Genomic DNA, 17,822 nt, shown 5'->3' with positions numbered 1-17,822 from the left:
TCACGCCGCCGGGATAACTGGTTTGCGGGGTCGAGTCGATGGTCAGACGGCGGGTGGTCACCCGTCGGGGTGACAGACGCGCATCGCCTCGCGGACGGCGTCGTGGCCCCCGAGGAGGGTGATGCGGTCGCCGCGCTCCAGCGTGAAGTCCCCGTGGGGAACCTGCGCGTCGCCGTCGCGGCTGACCAGCGCGATGAGACAGCCCCCGGGGAGGTCCGGGGCGATATCGGCGACGCGCCGACCGGCGAGGTCGTCGGCGGTCACCGCTATCTCCTGGACGTCGCCGTCCTCGCCCATCCCCGATATCCAGTCGGCGAGCGCGGGTCGCTCGATGAGGTTGTCGAGCGCCTGCGCCGTCGCCATCGTCGGGGAGATGGTCTGCACCCCGAGGTCCTCGAAGGCGGCGACGTTGTTGGGGTTGTTCGTCCGGGCGATGACGGTCTCGATGTCGAAGCGGGCGTTCGCGAGCTGTGCGACGAGGAGGTTCACGTCGTCGTCGCCGGTGGCGGCGACGACCGTCTTGGCGTTGTCGGCGCCGGCCGACTGGAGCGTGTCCACGTCGGAGCCGTCACCGATGTGGACGGTGTGGCCGGCGTTGCGAGCGCGTTCGACGGCGTCGTCGTCGTTCTCGACGATGACGACGTTCTCTCCGCGGTCTTCGAGGCGGTCGGCGAGCGCGCGGCCCACCGTCCCACCTCCGATAATGAGTACACGCATGGGGATGATGTCGAGGTATTCGGCGAGGTAGCGGGCGAAGCCCCCCTCGAGGACGACCGTCGAGAGGATGACGAGGAAGACGGTCCCGACCAGCAGCGCCGCGGCGTCGGGTTGGCTCTCCTGGAGCTGGACGGCGAACAGCGTCGCGACCGACGCGGGGATGATGCCGCGCGGGCCGACGAAGCTCATGAACAGCCGTTCGTTGCGCGTGAAGCGGTCCCCCACGGTCGAGAGGAGGACCAGCGCGGGGCGGATGACGAGGACGACGGCCGCGACGACGACCAGGCCGCCGAGGCCGAGCGAGAGGACGTCCTCGAAGCGCAACAGCGCCGTGAGCGCGATGAACACGAACGACAGCACGAGCAGGGTGACGTCGCCCTTGAACGCCGATATCTCCTCCTCGTAGGGGAGGTCGAGGTTGCCGAGGAGGACGCCCGCGACGGCGACGGCGGCGAGGCCCGCCTCGCCGCGGAACGCGTCCGCGACGCCGTAGGCGACGAGCGCGCCGGCGAGGACGAGCAGGCGGGCGTTCTGCGGGGCGCTCCCCGGCGAGAGGTCGACGTAGCGGACGCCGACCCACAGCGCGGCCGCGACGGCGACGCCGACGAGGGCGCCCACGCCGAGGCGGACGACGAACTCCTCGACGATGATGGCGCCCGTCTCGTGGGAGAGGACGGTTGCCTCGAAGACGACGATGGCGAGGATGGCGGCCGTCACGTCGTTGACGATGCCCTCCGTCTCCAGGGCGGCCTCGACGCTGTCGCGCGTCGGGACGACCTCCAAGATGGGCGTCACCACCGTCGGGCCGGTGGCGACGAGCAGCGCGCCGACGAGAAACGAGATGTCCCAGGGGGCGTCGAGCGCGTACCGGACCGTGACGGCCGTGCCGACGAGCGCGATGGCCGCGCCGACGGTGACCAGCCGAATCGTCTCGCGGGGCGCCTCCCGGAGCTTCTGGGCGCTGAGGTGGAACGCCCCCTCGAAGACGATGACGGCGACCGAGAGGCCGACGATGGACGGGAGCGCCCCCCCGAAGGTGTCGCGGGTGACGTAACCGAGTCCCTCCGGCCCGAGCACGATGCCCGCGGCGATGAGGAAGATGATACTCGGGATGCGAAAGCGGTCGCCGAGTATCTGGGCGACCACTCCGACCGCGACGATGACCGCGACGACGAGTATCAGTTCGCCCGCCACAGGAGCCTCACTACCACCGACGTGACCGTCGCTCGGTTAAAGCTCACCGGTTCCCGCGGTCCGGTCACTCCTCGCGCACGTCGAGGTACCTGAGCGCACCGCGGACGTTCAACTTCCCCTCCTCGCGGGCCTTGCGCTCGCCCCAGACGTCCGCCAGGCGGTCGGCAGTCTCGTCGGCGAAGTGTGCCGCGACCGCCTCGTCGTCGTCGAGGTCGGCACGGACCGCCTCGACGCTCGCTATCCACTCGGAGAGGACCGACTCGTACTCCGCGAGGCGGTCGTCGGTCGCGGTCGGGCCGAAGTGGGCGTAACAGAGCGTCTCCGGGTCGAGGTCGCGAATCACGTCGACGTCGTCGAGACACCGTTCGAGGTCGAAGTTCGGCGGCGGACTGGTCGGTTCGACCTGCGACAGCGGCGGGACGTAGATGCCGGCGGCGTCGGCGGTGAACACGAGGTCGGCGTCGGGGAGTTCGTACACCATCTGGTGGGGGGCGTGGCCCGGCGTGTGGTGCGTCCGCAGTTCCCGGTCGCCGAGGTCGACGACGTCGCCGTCGGTGAGCGCGACGAGACGCTCCTCGTCGACGGGGAGCGGGTCGGCGTAGAACTCCCACTGGTCGCCGACGGCGCGCTTCGTCCCCTCCACCAGCCGACTGGGGTCGGCGAGGTGGGGGGCACCGATCTCGTGGATGTAGACGTCGGCGTTCTCGCACTCGCGCGCCAGGTAGCCCGCGCCGCCGGCGTGGTCGAGGTGGACGTGCGTCGGCGCGATGACCGCCAAGTCCTCGGGGGCGATGCCCACCGTCGAGAGCGCGTCGAGGATGTCCTCGTAGCGCGTCCCGAGGCCCGTGTCGACGAGCGCGGGTCGCTCGGCGTCGACGATGTAGACGACGCCGTACCCCGCCGTGTCGTACATCCCGGTGTCGACGTAGTAGACGTCCTCGGCCGCTTCCACTTCGTACAGGTCGCCGATGCCCATGCGTGGAGCGCGCGACGGGAGGGCAAAAGCGGTTCGAAGCGTCACACGGAGAGCCAGCCGCCGTCGACCGGGTACGTCTGTCCCGTGACGTAACTCGCCGCGTCGCTCGCGAGGAAGACGGCGATACCCCGCAGTTCCTCCGCGCCCGCCAGCCGCCCCAGCAGCGTCCGGCGCTCTATCTCCTCGACGAAGCGCTCCATCTCCTCCTCGGAGACGTCGACGTCGGCGAACAGCGACGTCTCGACGAACCCCGGCGCGACGGCGTTGACGCGGACGCCGTGGGGGGCGAGCGAGACGGCCATGTCCCGGGTGAGGTTGACGACGCCACCCTTCGCCGCGGTGTAGGCCGGCGACGCGCCGTTGAAACTCCCCGTCAGCCCGTAGATGGACGCCGTGCTCGTGATGCTCCCGCCCGTCCCGCTCTCGACGAAGTGGCGGGCGGCCGCGCGGGCGGTGAGGAACACCCCCGTCAGGTTCACGTCGACGACGCGGTCCCAGTCCGCGAGGTCGTGGTCCGCGAGCGGGACGATGGCACCGCCGACGCCGGCGTTCGGGAACACCGCGTCGAGACCGCCGAGGTCGGCGACGGTCTGTTCGACGGCCGCCTCGATGTCGGCCTCCGCGGTGACGTCCGCGGGGATGGCGACGGCGTCGGTCGGCAGGTCGGCGGCCGTCTCCTCGGCGGCCGGGCCGTCGACGTCGACACAGGCGACGGCGGCACCCGCCTCGGCCAGTCCCTCGGCGTACGCGCGGCCGATGCCGCTGCCGGCGCCGGTGACGAGCGCCGTCCGGTCGGTGAGGTCGAACAGGTCGGGGAGCGGTCGTGTCATAGTCGTACCACGTCGTGTCCGGAGTGACGTAAATCGATGCCCGGAGGAGGCCCGGACCGACGGCGGGTGCGACACCCCGACTCACGGAGGCGACACGCCTTAGTCACGGCCGGAGGAAGCCAGAGACATGTTGAGCCGACAGTTCGTCCGGGAGCATCCGGACGCCGTCCGAGAGACCCTGGAGAAGCGCGGGATGGACGAGGAGGTGGACCTCGACGCGCTCCTCGAGGTCGACGAGGAGTGGCGGACGCTGAAGTCGCGCGGCGACGACCTGCGCCACGAGCGCAACGAGGTGAGCCAGCGCATCGGCGAACTCAAGCGCGAGGGCGACGAGGAGGCCGCCCAGGAGGCCATCGACCGCTCGCAGGCGCTGAAGGAGGACCTCGATGCGGTCGAGGCGCGCGCCGACGAACTCGAGGCGGAACTGGAGGCCGGCCTGCTCGAACTCCCCCAGATACTCGACGACAGCGTCCCGCCGGGTGCGGGCGAGGAGGACAACGTCCAGGTCCGTCGCGAGGGGTTCGAGGACCTGCGTGCGCTCCCCGAGACGGTCGTGCCGCACTACGAACTCGGCGAACGTCTCCAGCTCATCGACGAGGCGCGCGCCGCGAAGGTCACCGGCGGCGGCTTCTACTTCCTGAAGGGCGACGGTGCGCGCCTCGAACACGCGCTCGTCCAGTTCATGCTCGACCTCCACCGCGAGCAGGGCTACGTCGACGTCTTCCCGCCCATCCCCATCAACTCGGCCTCGATGACCGGCACCGGCCAGTTGCCGAAGTTCGCCGAGGACGCCTACAAACTGGAGGGCGAGGACCTCTGGCTCTGTCCCACCGCCGAGGTGCCCGTCACGAACATGTACGCCGACGAGATACTGCTCACCGACGACCTCCCGCTGAAGCACCAGGCGTACACGCCGAACTTCCGCCGGGAGGCCGGCGAGCACGGCACCGAGACGCGCGGCATCGTTCGCGTCCACCAGTTCAACAAGGTCGAACTCGTCAACTTCGTCGAACCGGAGACGAGCTACGAGCGCTTCGACGCCCTGCTCGACGAGGCGGAGGAGACCCTCCGGCGACTCGGCCTGCCCTACCGCGTGCTCGACATCTGCGCGGGCGACATCGGCGACAAGCAGTCGAAACAGACCGACCTCGAGGTGTGGGCGCCCGCCGACGACATGGACGACGGCCCCGAGGAGGGCGGGCGCTGGCTCGAAGTCTCGTCGGTGTCGAACTTCGAGGACTACCAGGCGCGCCGGGCCGGCCTGCGCTACCGCCCCGAGCGCCACGAGTCGGCGGAGTACCTCCACACGCTCAACGCCTCGGGCCTCGCCCTGCCGCGCGTGATGGTCGCCGTCCTCGAGTACTACCAGAACGACGACGGCACCGTCACCGTCCCCGAGGCCCTGCGCCCCTACCTCGGCGGCCAGGAGCGAATCGAGGGCCATGACCCGGTCGGCGAGAGCGCCCTCGGCGCCGGCGAGGAGGACTGACGACCGACCGAAAGCACATATCCGAGCACGGTCGTGTCTCACAGATGAGACGACGCGTCCTCCTCTCGGCGCTCGGCCTGACGGCCGTCGCTCCCGGCTGTCTCGACCGGGGCCGTGGTGGCGGCGGTGCCGTCGACGGGGACGAGAACCGCACGAACCGGGGAACGGACAGGACGGTGAACGGGACCGACGGTGCCGAAAACGGGAGCGACAGTACCGAGAACGGAACTGACGGGGCGGGGAACGAATCGGCGGGAGACGGAGCGCGTTACGAGGAGTGCGGCCACCTCGTCGTCCACTACGTGTCGCTCCCCGACCCGATGGTCGCGGAGTTCGACGCGGCGCGCGAGGACGGCCGGTACGAGACGGAGGGACGGTCGCACCTCGCCGACGGCCTCCGCGAGGAGGCGTACGTCGTCTATCAGGACCGACACTACGCACACGAGGTGAACGAGAGAGAACTGACCGTCCTGGAGGTCGAACCGGACTCGAACCCGACGCTCCCGGAGGCGAAGTCCGCCCGGTTCGTGAACGAGCGCGGCAGCCCCGCGACGGTGCGAGTGACCGACGAGGACGGCGAGACGCGGTTCGAGACGACGCTCGAGGGCGGAGACGAAGCGAGCCACGACGAGACCGAACTCGGAGGGTACACCGTCACGGTCGTCGTGGACGGTGAGGAGACGACCGAGCGGTGGCGGGTCGCACCGTGGTACGGCGACCCGGACGTGCGCATCACGGGCGACGGGGTCGACTGGCTCCAGAGCGTCGCGGACGTGGCGCCCTGCCCGTGGGCCGTGTGACCCGGTGGGCGCGACGCAGACCCCGGAGAGTCCGCTCAGTGCGTGTACGTCCGCAGGTGCGAGAGCGCGCCGTCCTCGACGGCGAAGACGTCCGCGAAGCGGAACCAGACCTCGCCGTCGGCGCGGCGGAGTCGCCCCTCGCAGACGACGCCCGCGCCGTCCTCGCTCACGAGGAGCGCGTCGATGTCGTGGGTCGTGTCCGGGTCGGGGCGCTCCTCGCGCATGAACCGGACGAACGCCGCCCGGCCGTCCAGCACTCTGTCGGGTCGGTCGTGGACGAACCCGGGGGCGAGTACCGCCGCGAGCGCGTCGTAGTCGCCCTCGTCGATGGCGCGGTAGTACTCCCGGGCGAGGTCGGCGGGGTCCATGGCGGGCGCAGGGACCGTCGGGCAATGAAACCCGGTGTCCGGCGTTCGGGAGGTCGAGGCGGTTCAGCGGCGTTTTTACGCCGTCGCGCGCTACCCCCGACGTGGACCTACACGTGCGCTACGAGGGCGACGACGACCCGGCGAAGTGCAGCGCCCGGAAGCTCGCGCGCTTCGACCTCGCGGAGTTGCACCGCTCGGCGCGCGCGACGCCGACGGGCATCGTCCTCAACCCGTTCGCCGAGCAGGCGCTCTCGCCGCTCGACGGCGCGGGGTTCGACGCGCTCGTCGCGCTCGACTGCTCGTGGGAGACGGCCGAGCGCGAGGCGTTCGACCTCCGGGGCCACCACCGCGCGCTCCCCTTCCTCGTCGCCGCCAACCCCGTCAACTACGGGACGCCGTTCCAGTTGAACACCGTCGAGGCGTTCGCCGGCGCGCTCTGTATCCTCGGCGAACGAGCGCACGCCGAGCGACTCCTCTCGAAGTTCCGGTGGGGTCACACGTTCCTCGAACTCAACGCCGAACCGCTCGAACGGTACGCTGCCTGCGCGGACTCGGAGGAGGTCGTCGCCGTCCAGGGGGAGTACCTCGACGCGGGCGGAGCGGACGAGACGGGGGACTGAACTACTGACGAGCGTGTTCGCGGAGCGCGCCGAATCGCTCGCGGACGGCACGCGGCGGGTCGATGCGGTCGAGTTCGGCGTCGAGGTCGACCGCGTCGAGCGCCCGCCGTCCCTCCTCCGTGCGCGACAGGCTCAGCGCGTTGTAGAGGTACGACAGGCGCAGGAGGTTGAGCGCGCGTTCGATATCTTCGTCGCTCCGGACGCGGAACGTCGTCCACGAGGAGTGGGGGACGACGTGGTGGGCCTCCGTCCAGCGCGCGTCGACGAGCGCGTCGTGGAGGACCTTCGGGAAGGCGATGTCGACGAGGCCGGTGTAGTGGACGTGGCCCACCTCGCGGGAGCCGAAGCCGAACTCGCGGCCGCCGTAGCGGTGGGGCGCGACGGTCACGCCGGACCAGCGCGACACGGCGTCGACGACGGCCTCGATGCGCGAAGACGAGTCTACGTTGGTGTGGATACTCATACCAGAGGTTGGTCGCGCGAGGATATGAACGCAGCGCCCGTCTCGAGTGGGTTCGTCGTCGAGAGGACCGCTACCAGCGGAAGCCGCGGGCGTCCGCCGGCGGGTCGAGGGGGCTGGTCGGCAGGCCCTCGGGCACGTCGGGGTCGTTGTAGTCGCCGGGGGCGACGTCGTTCGGCCCGTCGGGGTAGAAGACGGAGGCGAGCGCCTGAATCTGGCCGCGACCGACGCCGAGTTCGAACTGGCCGCCGCCGTAGAGCGTCATCCCCCGCTCGCGGGCGTACTCGATGGTCTCCAGCAGCGACTCGACCGTCCCGAACCGCGAGGGCTTGATGTTGAGCCACGAGGGTTCGAACGGCAGGTCGCGGACGCTCTCGACGCCGGTGATGGGCGCGTCCCACGAGACGCGGTCGGCGACGCCCTCGACGATGGCTTCGGTCCCCTCCTCGATGGCCGGGTCCTCGACGACGGCCTGCGGGAACCCCTCCGTGACTCGACGGTAGAGGCCGGGGTCGGGCGTCTGGTCGACCTCCGTCCCGTGGTACTGGCCCTTCAGGTCGAGGATGCGGACGCGGCCGGTCGTCGCCAGCGTCTCCACGAGGCCCGTCCCCCAGTCGCTCGTCGGGTCGAGTTTGAACTCCGTGTCGGGGTAGCCGTCGAGTATCTCCTCGACGCGCGCGGCGGAGGGCGGGTCGCCGAGACGCGTGCTCACGACGAACCGGACGGGGTCGTACTCGCGGTCGAGCGCCGCCGCGAGGGTGGTGTCGGCCTGCCGGAGCGCGAGGTCGAGCGCCGCGCTCTCGACGGCCCACCGGCGGTAGTGATAGCCCGTCTCGCGCTCGGGCGACTCGGGGAAGAGCGCCCCCTCGTCGAGCGAGTCGGAGAACTCGGCGAACGTGTACTCCCCGGTGAAGTCGACGTCGAGACCCGCCGCCGCGAGGCGCTCGTGGTCCTCCGTGTCGTAGGTGACGTCCTCGCCCTTCCCCGTCTCGCCCTCGCCGTGGAACGCGAAGGTGGTCGTGGTCCGGTCGAACCCGGAGGACGTCGCGCGCGTCCCCGTCGTCCGGTCGTGCGCCTCGATGGTCAGCGGGAGGTCGGCGAGGTGGTCGAACAGCGCCATAACGGGGACACGCGCGCCAGCGCCTTAGGTGGGCGTGGACGTGGAGGACTCGCAATCCTTAACCCCGAGCGACCGGTCGCTCACACATGGCCAGTTTCCCCGAGGCGGAGGACCGACTGCTCGACAAGCAGATCTGCATGCGCTGTAACGCCCGCAACTCCCCGCGTGCGAAGCGCTGTCGCAAGTGCGGTTACAAGCACCTGCGCCCGAAGGCGAAAGAGCGCCGCGCGGTCTAAGGCGACCTTTTGCTGCGCGGGCGGCTTCGCCGCCCGCTGGCAAAATCTGGACCAAAACCCTCCTCACCCGTTCGAGCCTCCGACTCTCACGGGTTCGTCGGTCCGCTCGCTCCGCTCACTCGCTCGCGGCGCGACGCACGGTTCGTCGATAGCTAATCGAGTCGGAGCAGGGCGGTTTATCGGTCACTCGAACAGATACCGGAGCCGACTCCGACCGAGCCGTTTTATCACCTATCGGTCGGAACGAACGTCATGGTCGTCTCGACGGATTCGCTCTGGGACGTGGTCGCCGAGTTCTTCGAACGCGAGTACGACGAGGTGGTCGTCTACGGCGAGGGAGAGGAGGTCCTCCACGAGGGGGCCGCCCGGGTCTGTGCGAACGGCTGGGTCGAACTCCCGACCGGACGGCTCCTGTCGCCGGGGGCCGTCCACCACATCGACGTGCGAGGCGAGTGAACCGCGGTCTCGGGCCTCCCGGTCGGACGGCGACGCACCCGGTCGGTTCACTTTCACCGCGCGGGCGTGCGCCTGAAGTACGCTCGGCCCCGAGTCACGGGTAATGAGTGATACGGGCTCGAGCCCCCTGCAACCGGACCGACCGGGCCTCGACAGGCCGTTCCGCGTCGACGCGCCGTTCGACCCCGCCGGCGACCAGCCGGCGGCCATCGAGGCGCTGGCGGCGGGGTACCGCGAGGGGATGACCGAACAGACCCTCCTCGGGGTGACGGGGTCGGGCAAGACCAACACCGTGGCGTGGACCGTCGGGGAGATACAGACGCCGACGCTGGTGCTCGCGCACAACAAGACGCTCGCCGCCCAGCTGTACGACGAGTTCCGGTCGCTGTTCCCGGACAACGCGGTGGAGTACTTCGTCTCCTACTACGACTACTACCAGCCGGAGGCGTACGTCGAGCAGACGGACACCTACATCGACAAGGACGCCTCCATCAACGACGAGATCGACCGCCTGCGCCACTCCGCGACCCGGTCGCTGCTCACCCGCGACGACGTCATCGTCGTCGCCTCCGTCTCGGCCATCTACGGCCTCGGTGACCCCCGCGACTACGAGCGGATGGCCCTCCGACTGGAGGTCGGCCAGGAGATAGACCGCGACGAGTTGCTGAAGGGGCTGGTCGACCTGAACTACGAGCGCAACGACGTGGACTTCACGCAGGGTACCTTCCGCGTCCGGGGCGACACCGTCGAGGTGTTCCCGATGTACGGCCGCTACGCCGTCCGCGTCGAGTTCTGGGGCGACGAGATCGACCGGATGCAGAAGATAGACACCCTGGAGGGGGAGTCGAAGGGCGAACAGAAGGCGGTGCTCGTCCACCCGGCCGAACACTACTCCATCCCCGAGCAGCGCCTGGAGGGTGCCATCGAGGAGATAGAGGAGTTGATGCACGACCGCGTCCGGTACTTCGAGCGCCAGGGCGACCTGCTCGCCGCCCAGCGCATCGAGGAGCGCACCACCTTCGACATCGAGATGCTGCGCGAGACGGGCTACTGTTCCGGTATCGAGAACTACTCGGTCCACCTGAGCGACCGCGAGTCGGGCGAGGCGCCCTACACGCTCCTCGATTACTTCCCGGACGACTTCCTCACCGTCGTCGACGAGTCGCACGTCACGCTCCCGCAGGTGAAGGGGCAGTTCGCCGGCGACAAGTCGCGCAAGGACTCGCTGGTCGAGAACGGCTTCCGACTCCCGACGGCGTACGACAACCGGCCGCTCACGTTCGAGGAGTTCGAGGAGAAGACCGGCAGACTGCTGTTCGTGAGCGCGACGCCGGGCGACTACGAGCGCGAGCACAGCGAGCAGGTCGTCGAACAGATCGTCCGCCCGACGCACCTCGTCGACCCCGAGGTGACCGTCTCGCCCGCGCAGGGACAGGTCGAGGACCTGATGGAGCGCATCGACGACCGCGTCGCGAAGGACGAGCGGGTCCTCGTGACGACGCTCACCAAGCGGATGGCGGAGGACCTCACGGAGTACCTGGAGGAGGCGGGCGTCGCCGTCGAGTACATGCACGACGAGACGGACACCCTCGAACGCCACGAACTCGTCCGGGGACTCCGACTCGGCGAGTTCGACGTGCTCGTCGGCATCAACCTCCTCCGGGAGGGCCTCGACATCCCGGAGGTGAGCCTCGTGGGCATCCTCGACGCCGACCAGCAGGGGTTCCTCCGCTCGACGACGACGCTCATCCAGACGATGGGGCGGGCGGCGCGCAACGTCAACGGCGAGGTGGTGCTCTACGCCGACGAGACGACCGACGCGATGGCGGCGGCCATCGAGGAGACGAGTCGTCGCCGCGAGATCCAACGCGAGTTCAACGAGGAACACGGCTACACGCCGACGACCATCGAGAAGGCGGTCGCCGAGACGAACCTCCCGGGGAGCAAGACGGACACGAGTTCCGTCGCCGGCGTCGAACCCGACAGCCCCGAGGAGGCGGAGGCGTACGTCGCGGACCTCGACCGCCGGATGCGGGAGGCCGCGAGCAACCTGGAGTTCGAACTCGCCGCCGACATCCGCGACCGGATGCGCGAGGTGCGCGAGGCGTACGAACTGGACCACGACGAGGAGGGCGTCCCGGCGCCCGACGGCGAGTTCTGAGGCGGAGAGAGCGGTAACGCTATCCCCGCCCGTACCTCCCGTTCACGCATGCCGACCGAACGGGTGACCGTCTCCCTCGACGAGGACGCGGCGCGGGCGCTCGCCGACCTCACCGACCGGACCGACGAGGGCCAGAGCGAAGTCATCCGCCGGGCGCTGACGTTCTACGCGGCCAACTTCGACGCGGCGAGCGTCGACGCCGGCCCCAACCTCGCGGCCTACCACCGGATGCTCTCGGGGGGCGAACACGTCCTCCTCGACGTGGACTTCCTGCACTGCTTCCTGGACTACGTCGAGGACGAAGACGGGCGCGCCCGACCCGGCGTTCCTCGCGGCGGCCGACACCGTCTCCGACTACCACGCCCGCGAGTACGCCGGCCGGTTCGCCGACGCCGGCGACCTGCTGGAGTGGCTCTCGTTCTGTGGCTTCCTCTCGGTGCGCGCCACCGACGGCGACACCTACCACGTCGTCTTCCCCTCCGCCTCGCTGCGCTGGTTCATGACGCGCTTCATCGAGCGCAGCGTCCGCGACCTGCCGTTCGAACTCGACGTCGAGGAGAGCGTCTCGAAGGTGCTCGTCACGGAACGGCGACCGGACACGGAGTGACTGGACGGCGTCGAACGACGTTCGTCGTGCATACGGGTTCACATCCGTTCATACGTCTCGCAGTTTCGGTACTCACCGGTCATAACAACGTTTTTCCGTCCGATACCGGTTCGTGAGAACATGACACACGAGAGGTGGTCGCAGTGAGTCTCGTCGAACGGATACGGGCGGTCGGGCCGGGCGCGATGGTCGCGGCCGCGTTCATCGGGCCGGGGACGGTCACGACGGCCAGCGTCTCCGGTGCGCGGTTCGGCTACGCGCTCGTCTGGACCATCGTCTTCGCCATCGTGGCGACCGTCGTCCTGCAGGAGATGAGCGCGCGCCTCGGTCTCGTCTCGCGCGAGGGACTGGGCGAGGCGCTCCGGAACCGCTTCGACAACCCGGTGGCTCGCTACGCGAGCGTGGCGCTCGTCGTCAGCGCCATCGGCGTCGGGACGGCGGCCTACGAGACGGGGAACATCCTCGGCGGGGCGGCCGGTCTCGCGACCATCACCGGCATCAGTGCGTCCGTCTGGGGGCCGATAATGGGACTGTGTGGCGGGGTGCTCCTCTGGACGGGGCGGTACAAGCTCATCGAGCGGGTGCTGGTCGCCCTCGTCGCGGTCATGGGGGTCTCGTTCCTCATCGACGCGATACTCATCGGTCCCGACCTCGGGGCGCTCGCCGCCGGGTTCGTCCCGTCGGCCCCCGAGGGGTCGGTGTTCCCCATCATCGCGCTCGTCGGGACGACGGTCGTCGGCTACAACCTCTTCCTCCACGCGAGCAGCGTCCAGGAGCGGTGGGCCGGCCCCGACGAACTCGGGGAGTGCCGGACCGACACGGTCCTCTCCATCGTCGTCGGCGGCCTCATCACGCTCGCCATCCTCGTGACCGCCGCCGCCGTCTTCCCGACGGGGACCGAACTGGAGGACGTCGGCCAGATGGCCGACCAGCTCGAACCCGTCGCGGGCACCTACGCGAAACTGTTCTTCAGTATCGGGCTGTTCGCCGCGGGGTTCACCAGCGCGACCACCGCCCCCCTCGCGGGGGCGTACGCCACGGCGGGAGCGCTCGGCTGGGACGCCGACCTGAAGTCGACGCGGTTCCGGGCCGTCTGGGGGACCATCCTCGCCGTCGGCGTCGTCTTCTCGGCCGTCGGGTTCGACCCCGTCCCGGCCATCGTGTTCGCGCAGGTGGCCAACGGCATCCTCCTGCCCATCATCGCCGTCTTCCTCATCGTCGTCATGAACGACCGCACGACGCTCGGCGACTACGCCAACTCGACCGCACAGAACGTCCTCGGTGGGGTCGTCACGCTCGTCGTCGTCCTGCTCGGTCTCCGGAGCCTCTGGACGGCCATCCAGGACCTGCTCGGACTCGTGGGGGGGCTGTAGATGACCGACCGCACGGCCGTCGGCGTCGACGTCGGCGGGACGTTCACCGACGTCGTCCTCCTCCGAGGAGCCGACCTCGTCACCGCGAAGGTGCCGAGCACGGCCGACCAGAGCGTCGGCGTCATGGACGGCATCGAGAAGGCCTGCGAGCGCGCCGGCGTCGCCCCGGACGCGCTCGACGACTTCGCCCACGCGATGACCGTCTCCGTCAACGCCCTCCTCGAGGCCGACGGCGCGCGGACGGCGCTCGTCACCACCGAGGGGTTCCGCGACGTGCTCGAAATCGGGCGACAGGAGCGCCCCTCGCTGTACGACCTCGACGCGGAGAAACCCGAACCGCTGGTGCCGCGTCGGCGGCGGTTCACCGTCGACGAGCGGGCGACCGTCGACGGCGTCGAGCGACGCGTCGACCTCGAGGCGGTCCGGACCGTCGCCGAGGACGTCCGCGCGTCGGGCGCGGAGGCGGTCGCCGTCTGCCTGCTCCACGCCTACGCCCACCCGGAGAACGAGGCGGCCGTCGCCGAGGTGCTGGAGGCGGAACTCGACGTCCCCGTCTCCGTCTCCCACGAGGTACTCGCGGAGTTCCGCGAGTACGAGCGCACCTCGACGACCGTCGCGGACGCCTACGTCACGCCGGCCATCGACGCCTACGTCGGGAAACTGGTCGAGCGGGCGGCCGCGGCGGGCGTCCCCGAACCGAGCATCATGCAGGCCAACGGCGGCATCACCGACGCCGGGACGGTCCGCGAGCACGCGGTTCGGACCTGCATGTCGGGGCCGGCGGCGGGCGTCGTCGGGGCGCGCGCGAGCGTCGGCGCGCTGGCCGAGGGGCGCGACCTCGCCGGTCTCGTCACCTTCGACATGGGCGGCACGTCGAGCGACGTGAGCCTCGTGCGCGACGGCGAGGTCGAGCGCACCACCGACGCCAGCATCGGCGACCGACCCATCCGCACGCCGATGGTGGACGTCACCACCGTCGGTGCCGGCGGCGGGAGCGAGGCGTGGGTCGACGCCGGCGGCGCCCTCCGCGTCGGACCGGCCTCCGCCGGCGCCGACCCCGGCCCGGTCTGCTACGGGCGGGGCGGGACCGTCCCGACGGTCACCGACGCGAACGTCGTCCTCGGCTACATCGGGGCGTCCACGAGCCTCGGCGGCGAACTCTCCGTCGACGTCGAGGCGGCGCGCGACGCGCTGGCCGACCTCGCGGACGAGGCGGGGCTCGACGGCCCGCTCGCGGCCGCCCGGGGGACCTACCGGGTCGCCAACGCGACGATGACGCGGGCCATCCGGGCGGTCACGCTCGAACGCGGCCACGACCCGCGGAACTTCGGCCTCGTCGCCTTCGGCGGCGCGGGGCCGATGCACGCTGCGGCGCTCGCCGCCGACCTCGGCGTCGGGACCGTCGTCGTTCCCCGCGCCTGCGGGGTGCTCTCGGCGTACGGGTTGCTCGTCGCCGACGAGAAACACGACGCCGTGCGGACCCGCCGCGAGGCGCTGGCGACGGTCGACCCGGCGGCCGTCGAGTCGGCCTTCGACGACCTCGAGAGCGGCGTCCGCGGGGAGTGCAGCGACCCGGAGCGCGCCGTCGTGACCCGCCGAGCGGACCTCCGCTACGCGGGCCAGAGCTTCGAGCTGACGGTCCCCGTCGACCGGCCGTTCGACGCCGACGCCGTGGCGGAGCGCTTCCACGCAGCCCACGAGACGACCTACGGCTACCGGATGGACGAGGCCGTCGACCTCGTCAACCTCCGGGCGGAGGCGACCGTCGACCGTCCGGACGTCGAGGTGGCGTACGACGCGCCCGGCGACGCCCGCGTGGGCGAGCGCGAGGCGCACTTCGGCGGCGAGGCCCACGAGACCCCCGTCTACGACCGCGAGCGACTCGCGCCCGGGTCGGCGGTGGCGGGACCGGCCGTCCTCGAACAGGACGAGAGCACCGTCGTCGTCCCGCCGGCGTGGACCGCGAGCGTCGAACCCGACGGCACCGTCGTGCTCACGGAGGGGTCGCGATGAGCGACCACGGGCTCGACGCCGTCACGCTCGAGATACTCCGCAACCAGCTGGAGAGCGTCGCCGAGGAGATGGGACAGGTGCTCATCACGGGGTCGTACTCCCCGAACATCAAGGAGCGCCAGGACTGCTCGACGGCGCTGTTCGACGCCGACGGCCGGATGGTCGCACAGGCCGAACACATCCCCGTCCACCTCGGGGCGATGCCCGAGGCGGTGAGCGCGGTTAGGGAACGCGACCCCCGGCCGGGCGACGTCTTCGTCGTCAACGACCCGTTCGACGGCGGGACCCACCTGCCGGACGTGACGCTCGTCTCGCCGCTCGCCCCGCGCGGCGAGATACTCGGCTACGCCGTCTCGCGCGCGCACCACGCCGACGTCGGCGGGATGTCCCCCGGAAGCATGCCCGCCGGGTCGCGCGAGATATACCAGGAGGGACTGCGCCTGCCGCCGGTCAGACTCGTGGACGGGGGCGAGGTGAACGAGGACGTCCAGTCGGTGCTGCTCGCGAACGTCCGCACGCCCGACGAGCGCCGCGCGGACCTGCAGGCGCAGATAGCGGCCAACGAGCGCGCCGAGGCGCGCCTCGACGACCTGCTCTCCGAACACGGCGACCGGGTGCGGGCGGCGTTCGACGCCGTCATCGACTACTCGCGACAGCGCATCGAGGCCGAAATCGAGGCCCTGCCGGACGGGACGTACCGCGCCCGCGACGTCATGGAGGGCGACGGCGTCCTCGAACACGCCTCCGGCGTCGACCCGGCGGCCGTCGAGATACCGGTCGAGGTGGCCGTCACCGTCGACGGCCGACGGCTCACCGTCGACTTCGACGGGACCGCCGACCAGGTGCCGGGCAACGTCAACGCGCCGCTCGCCGTCGCGAAGAGCGCCGCCTACTTCGTCGTCCGCTGCGTCACCGACCCCGAGATACCCCCCAATCAGGGCTGTTACGACCCGGTCACGGTCGAGGCGCCCGAGGGGTCGCTGGTCGACCCGCGGCCGCCGGCGGCCGTCGTCGGCGGGAACGTCGAGACGAGCCAGCGCCTGACGGACGTCGTCCTCGCGGCGTTCGCCGAGGCGGTCCCCGACCGCGTCCCCGCCGGGGGGCAGGGGACGATGAACAACCTCGTCGTCGGCAGTCGGACGGGGTCGTTCACCTACTACGAGACCATCGCCGGCGGCTTCGGCGCCCGCCCGACGCGCGACGGCATGGACGGCGTGCAGGTCGGCATGACCAACACGCTCAACACGCCGGTCGAGGCTCTCGAAGTCGCGTACCCGCTGCGCGTCGAACGCTACGGCTTCCGTCCCGACAGCGGCGGCGACGGCCGCCACCGCGGCGGCCTCGGCCTCGAACGGACCGTCACCGTCGAGGCGGACGCGACCGTCTCGCTGCTCACCGAACGTCGCCGGATTCCCCCCGCGGGTCTCGCTGGCGGCGATTCGGGGGCGCGTGGCGAGAACCGCGTCGACGGCGAGTCGGTCGCCGCGAAGACGTCCCTCGACGTGACCGCCGGGACGACGGTCACCGTCCTGACGCCGGGCGGCGGCGGCCACGGCGACCCGGCCGAGCGCGACCCGGAGGCGCGAGCGCGCGACCGGGCCGACGGCAAAGTCACCGACGGGGGCGAGGGAGCGTGACCGGGCGGACGGACCCGACGGCTCGGGGGGAGCGACCCCGCCTCGGGGCGGTCGTCCCCTCCTCGAACACGACGGTCGAACCGGAGTTCGCGGCCTGGGCGCCGGCGGGCGCCTCGGTCCACGCCGCGCGGGTCCCGCTGGTGGACGTCACCGCCGAGGCGCTGGACGCGATGGCCGAGGGAACCGTCGCGGCCGGCGAGCGTCTGGGCCACGCCGGCGTGGACGCCGTCGCCTACGCCTGCACTACCGGCAGCCTCGTCCACGGCCACGGCTTCGACGTCGACCTCGAGGCCCGGTTGAGCGACGCCGCGGACGCCCCGGCGGTCGCCACGGCGCTGTCGGTCCGCCGACTCCTCTCGGCACTGGGGGCCCGGACCGTCGCCGTCGCGACCCCCTACACCGACGACCTGAACGAGCGCGAACGCGACTACCTCGCGGACGCGGGGTTCGACGTCGTGCGACTCGACGGTCGCGGCATCGAGCGCAACACCGCCATCGGCCGGCTCACCCCGGGAGACGCCCGGGAACAGGCCCGCCGCGTCCTCGACCGCGCCCCCGACGCCGACGCGCTGTTCGTCTCCTGTACGAACTACCCGACGCTCGGCGCGGTCGGCGACCTGTGGGGAACCCTCCCGACGGTGACGAGCAACCTCGCCACGCTGTGGGACCTCTGTCGCGTGGGCGGCCTCGACGCCGACGGCCTGCCGGGCGACCTCCCGGACCCGGGAGAACACTGACGCGGTCGCTCGGGCCGGTCGATTCGGT

General features: G+C 71.0%; 16 protein-coding genes and 1 pseudogene. 11 read left to right on the top strand and 6 right to left on the bottom strand.

Features of this window, described 5'->3' with window-relative positions:
* Positions 1–57: 57 nt before the first annotated feature.
* The 3 genes from P1Y20_RS13280 to P1Y20_RS13270 form a co-directional block, all read right to left on the bottom strand.
* Entirely contained in the window at positions 58–1,911 is a 1,854-nt protein-coding gene (locus P1Y20_RS13280) for a cation:proton antiporter domain-containing protein (RefSeq protein WP_304449145.1), read from the bottom strand.
* A gap of 64 nt (positions 1,912–1,975) precedes the next feature.
* Positions 1,976–2,887, bottom strand: a complete 912-nt coding sequence (locus P1Y20_RS13275; protein WP_304449144.1) for an MBL fold metallo-hydrolase — start codon at positions 2,885–2,887, stop codon at positions 1,976–1,978.
* A gap of 41 nt (positions 2,888–2,928) precedes the next feature.
* Entirely contained in the window at positions 2,929–3,717 is a 789-nt protein-coding gene (locus tag P1Y20_RS13270; protein ID WP_304449143.1) for an SDR family NAD(P)-dependent oxidoreductase, read from the bottom strand.
* A gap of 127 nt (positions 3,718–3,844) precedes the next feature.
* Between P1Y20_RS13270 and serS the strand changes: the two genes are divergently transcribed.
* Positions 3,845–5,206: a serine--tRNA ligase gene (gene serS / locus P1Y20_RS13265; RefSeq protein WP_304449142.1), complete on the top strand. Its 1,362-nt coding sequence runs from the start codon at positions 3,845–3,847 to the stop codon at positions 5,204–5,206.
* Positions 5,207–5,250: 44 nt separating this feature from the next.
* Positions 5,251–6,006: a hypothetical protein gene (locus tag P1Y20_RS13260; protein WP_304449141.1), complete on the top strand. Its 756-nt coding sequence runs from the start codon at positions 5,251–5,253 to the stop codon at positions 6,004–6,006.
* 35 nt (positions 6,007–6,041) lie between these two features.
* Here P1Y20_RS13260 and P1Y20_RS13255 read toward each other — a convergent pair whose 3' ends face one another.
* Positions 6,042–6,374: a nuclear transport factor 2 family protein gene (locus tag P1Y20_RS13255; protein WP_304449140.1), complete on the bottom strand. Its 333-nt coding sequence runs from the start codon at positions 6,372–6,374 to the stop codon at positions 6,042–6,044.
* Between the two features lie 101 nt (positions 6,375–6,475).
* On the opposite strand from P1Y20_RS13255, the gene P1Y20_RS13250 reads away from it, so the two are divergent.
* Positions 6,476–6,994: a DUF367 family protein gene (locus P1Y20_RS13250; protein ID WP_304449139.1), complete on the top strand. Its 519-nt coding sequence runs from the start codon at positions 6,476–6,478 to the stop codon at positions 6,992–6,994.
* A 1-nt stretch (position 6,995) separates the two neighbouring features.
* Here the strand turns inward: P1Y20_RS13250 and P1Y20_RS13245 are convergent, their stop codons facing one another.
* Complete coding sequence (locus P1Y20_RS13245) at positions 6,996–7,457, bottom strand: luciferase domain-containing protein (RefSeq protein ID WP_304449138.1); 462 nt, start codon at positions 7,455–7,457, stop codon at positions 6,996–6,998.
* 70 nt (positions 7,458–7,527) lie between these two features.
* Positions 7,528–8,574 carry an enolase-like domain-containing protein gene (locus tag P1Y20_RS13240; protein ID WP_304449137.1) on the bottom strand — a complete coding sequence of 349 codons (1,047 nt, stop codon included), beginning with the start codon at positions 8,572–8,574 and terminating at the stop codon, positions 7,528–7,530.
* Positions 8,575–8,660: 86 nt separating this feature from the next.
* Here P1Y20_RS13240 and P1Y20_RS13235 point away from each other — a divergent pair, with 86 nt between their 5' ends.
* The 8 genes and pseudogenes from P1Y20_RS13235 (at position 8,661) to P1Y20_RS13200 (ending at position 17,794) form a co-directional block, all read left to right on the top strand.
* Positions 8,661–8,810: a 50S ribosomal protein L40e gene (locus P1Y20_RS13235; RefSeq protein WP_304449136.1), complete on the top strand. Its 150-nt coding sequence runs from the start codon at positions 8,661–8,663 to the stop codon at positions 8,808–8,810.
* A 252-nt stretch (positions 8,811–9,062) separates the two neighbouring features.
* Positions 9,063–9,266, top strand: coding sequence for a hypothetical protein (locus P1Y20_RS13230; protein WP_304449135.1), 204 nt, complete (start codon positions 9,063–9,065; stop codon positions 9,264–9,266).
* A gap of 103 nt (positions 9,267–9,369) precedes the next feature.
* A complete protein-coding gene (gene uvrB, locus P1Y20_RS13225) occupies positions 9,370–11,427 on the top strand; it encodes an excinuclease ABC subunit UvrB (RefSeq protein ID WP_304449134.1) in 2,058 nt (685 codons plus the stop codon).
* Between the two features lie 48 nt (positions 11,428–11,475).
* Positions 11,476–12,034: pseudogene (locus P1Y20_RS13220) on the top strand (ribbon-helix-helix protein, CopG family).
* A 185-nt stretch (positions 12,035–12,219) separates the two neighbouring features.
* Entirely contained in the window at positions 12,220–13,407 is a 1,188-nt protein-coding gene (locus P1Y20_RS13215; protein WP_379737817.1) for an Nramp family divalent metal transporter, read from the top strand.
* Positions 13,408–15,420, top strand: coding sequence for a hydantoinase/oxoprolinase family protein (locus P1Y20_RS13210; RefSeq protein WP_304449132.1), 2,013 nt, complete (start codon positions 13,408–13,410; stop codon positions 15,418–15,420).
* Positions 15,417–17,057, top strand: a complete 1,641-nt coding sequence (locus P1Y20_RS13205) for a hydantoinase B/oxoprolinase family protein (RefSeq protein ID WP_304449131.1) — start codon at positions 15,417–15,419, stop codon at positions 17,055–17,057. The genes P1Y20_RS13210 and P1Y20_RS13205 overlap by 4 nt, the downstream gene beginning before the upstream one ends.
* Positions 17,054–17,794 (top strand): maleate cis-trans isomerase family protein, encoded by a 741-nt coding sequence (locus tag P1Y20_RS13200; protein ID WP_304449130.1) that lies wholly within the window; start codon positions 17,054–17,056, stop codon positions 17,792–17,794. Before P1Y20_RS13205 ends, P1Y20_RS13200 begins: the two co-directional genes overlap by 4 nt.
* The last annotated feature ends 28 nt before the right edge of the window (positions 17,795–17,822 follow it).

This window comes from Halomarina ordinaria (assembly GCF_030553305.1).
Taxonomy (GTDB): Archaea; Halobacteriota; Halobacteria; order Halobacteriales; family Haloarculaceae; genus Halomarina; species Halomarina ordinaria.
The sequence above is the reverse complement of the archived record's forward strand: the minus strand, read 5'-3'. Positions and strand labels throughout refer to the sequence as shown.

Excerpts from the sequence above, each read along its gene's own strand:
- P1Y20_RS13215 (WP_379737817.1), top strand. The coding sequence starts at position 12,220 with ATGGTCGCGGCCGCGTTCATCGGGCCGGGGACGGTCACGACGGCCAGC.
- P1Y20_RS13275 (WP_304449144.1), bottom strand. The coding sequence starts at position 2,887 with ATGGGCATCGGCGACCTGTACGAAGTGGAAGCGGCCGAGGACGTCTAC.
- serS (WP_304449142.1), top strand. The coding sequence starts at position 3,845 with ATGTTGAGCCGACAGTTCGTCCGGGAGCATCCGGACGCCGTCCGAGAG.
- P1Y20_RS13240 (WP_304449137.1), bottom strand. The coding sequence starts at position 8,574 with ATGGCGCTGTTCGACCACCTCGCCGACCTCCCGCTGACCATCGAGGCG.
- P1Y20_RS13255 (WP_304449140.1), bottom strand. The coding sequence starts at position 6,374 with ATGGACCCCGCCGACCTCGCCCGGGAGTACTACCGCGCCATCGACGAG.
- P1Y20_RS13260 (WP_304449141.1), top strand. The coding sequence starts at position 5,251 with ATGAGACGACGCGTCCTCCTCTCGGCGCTCGGCCTGACGGCCGTCGCT.
- uvrB (WP_304449134.1), top strand. The coding sequence starts at position 9,370 with ATGAGTGATACGGGCTCGAGCCCCCTGCAACCGGACCGACCGGGCCTC.
- P1Y20_RS13230 (WP_304449135.1), top strand. The coding sequence starts at position 9,063 with ATGGTCGTCTCGACGGATTCGCTCTGGGACGTGGTCGCCGAGTTCTTC.
- P1Y20_RS13245 (WP_304449138.1), bottom strand. The coding sequence starts at position 7,457 with ATGAGTATCCACACCAACGTAGACTCGTCTTCGCGCATCGAGGCCGTC.
- P1Y20_RS13205 (WP_304449131.1), top strand. The coding sequence starts at position 15,417 with ATGAGCGACCACGGGCTCGACGCCGTCACGCTCGAGATACTCCGCAAC.
- P1Y20_RS13270 (WP_304449143.1), bottom strand. The coding sequence starts at position 3,717 with ATGACACGACCGCTCCCCGACCTGTTCGACCTCACCGACCGGACGGCG.
- P1Y20_RS13235 (WP_304449136.1), top strand. The coding sequence starts at position 8,661 with ATGGCCAGTTTCCCCGAGGCGGAGGACCGACTGCTCGACAAGCAGATC.
- P1Y20_RS13210 (WP_304449132.1), top strand. The coding sequence starts at position 13,408 with ATGACCGACCGCACGGCCGTCGGCGTCGACGTCGGCGGGACGTTCACC.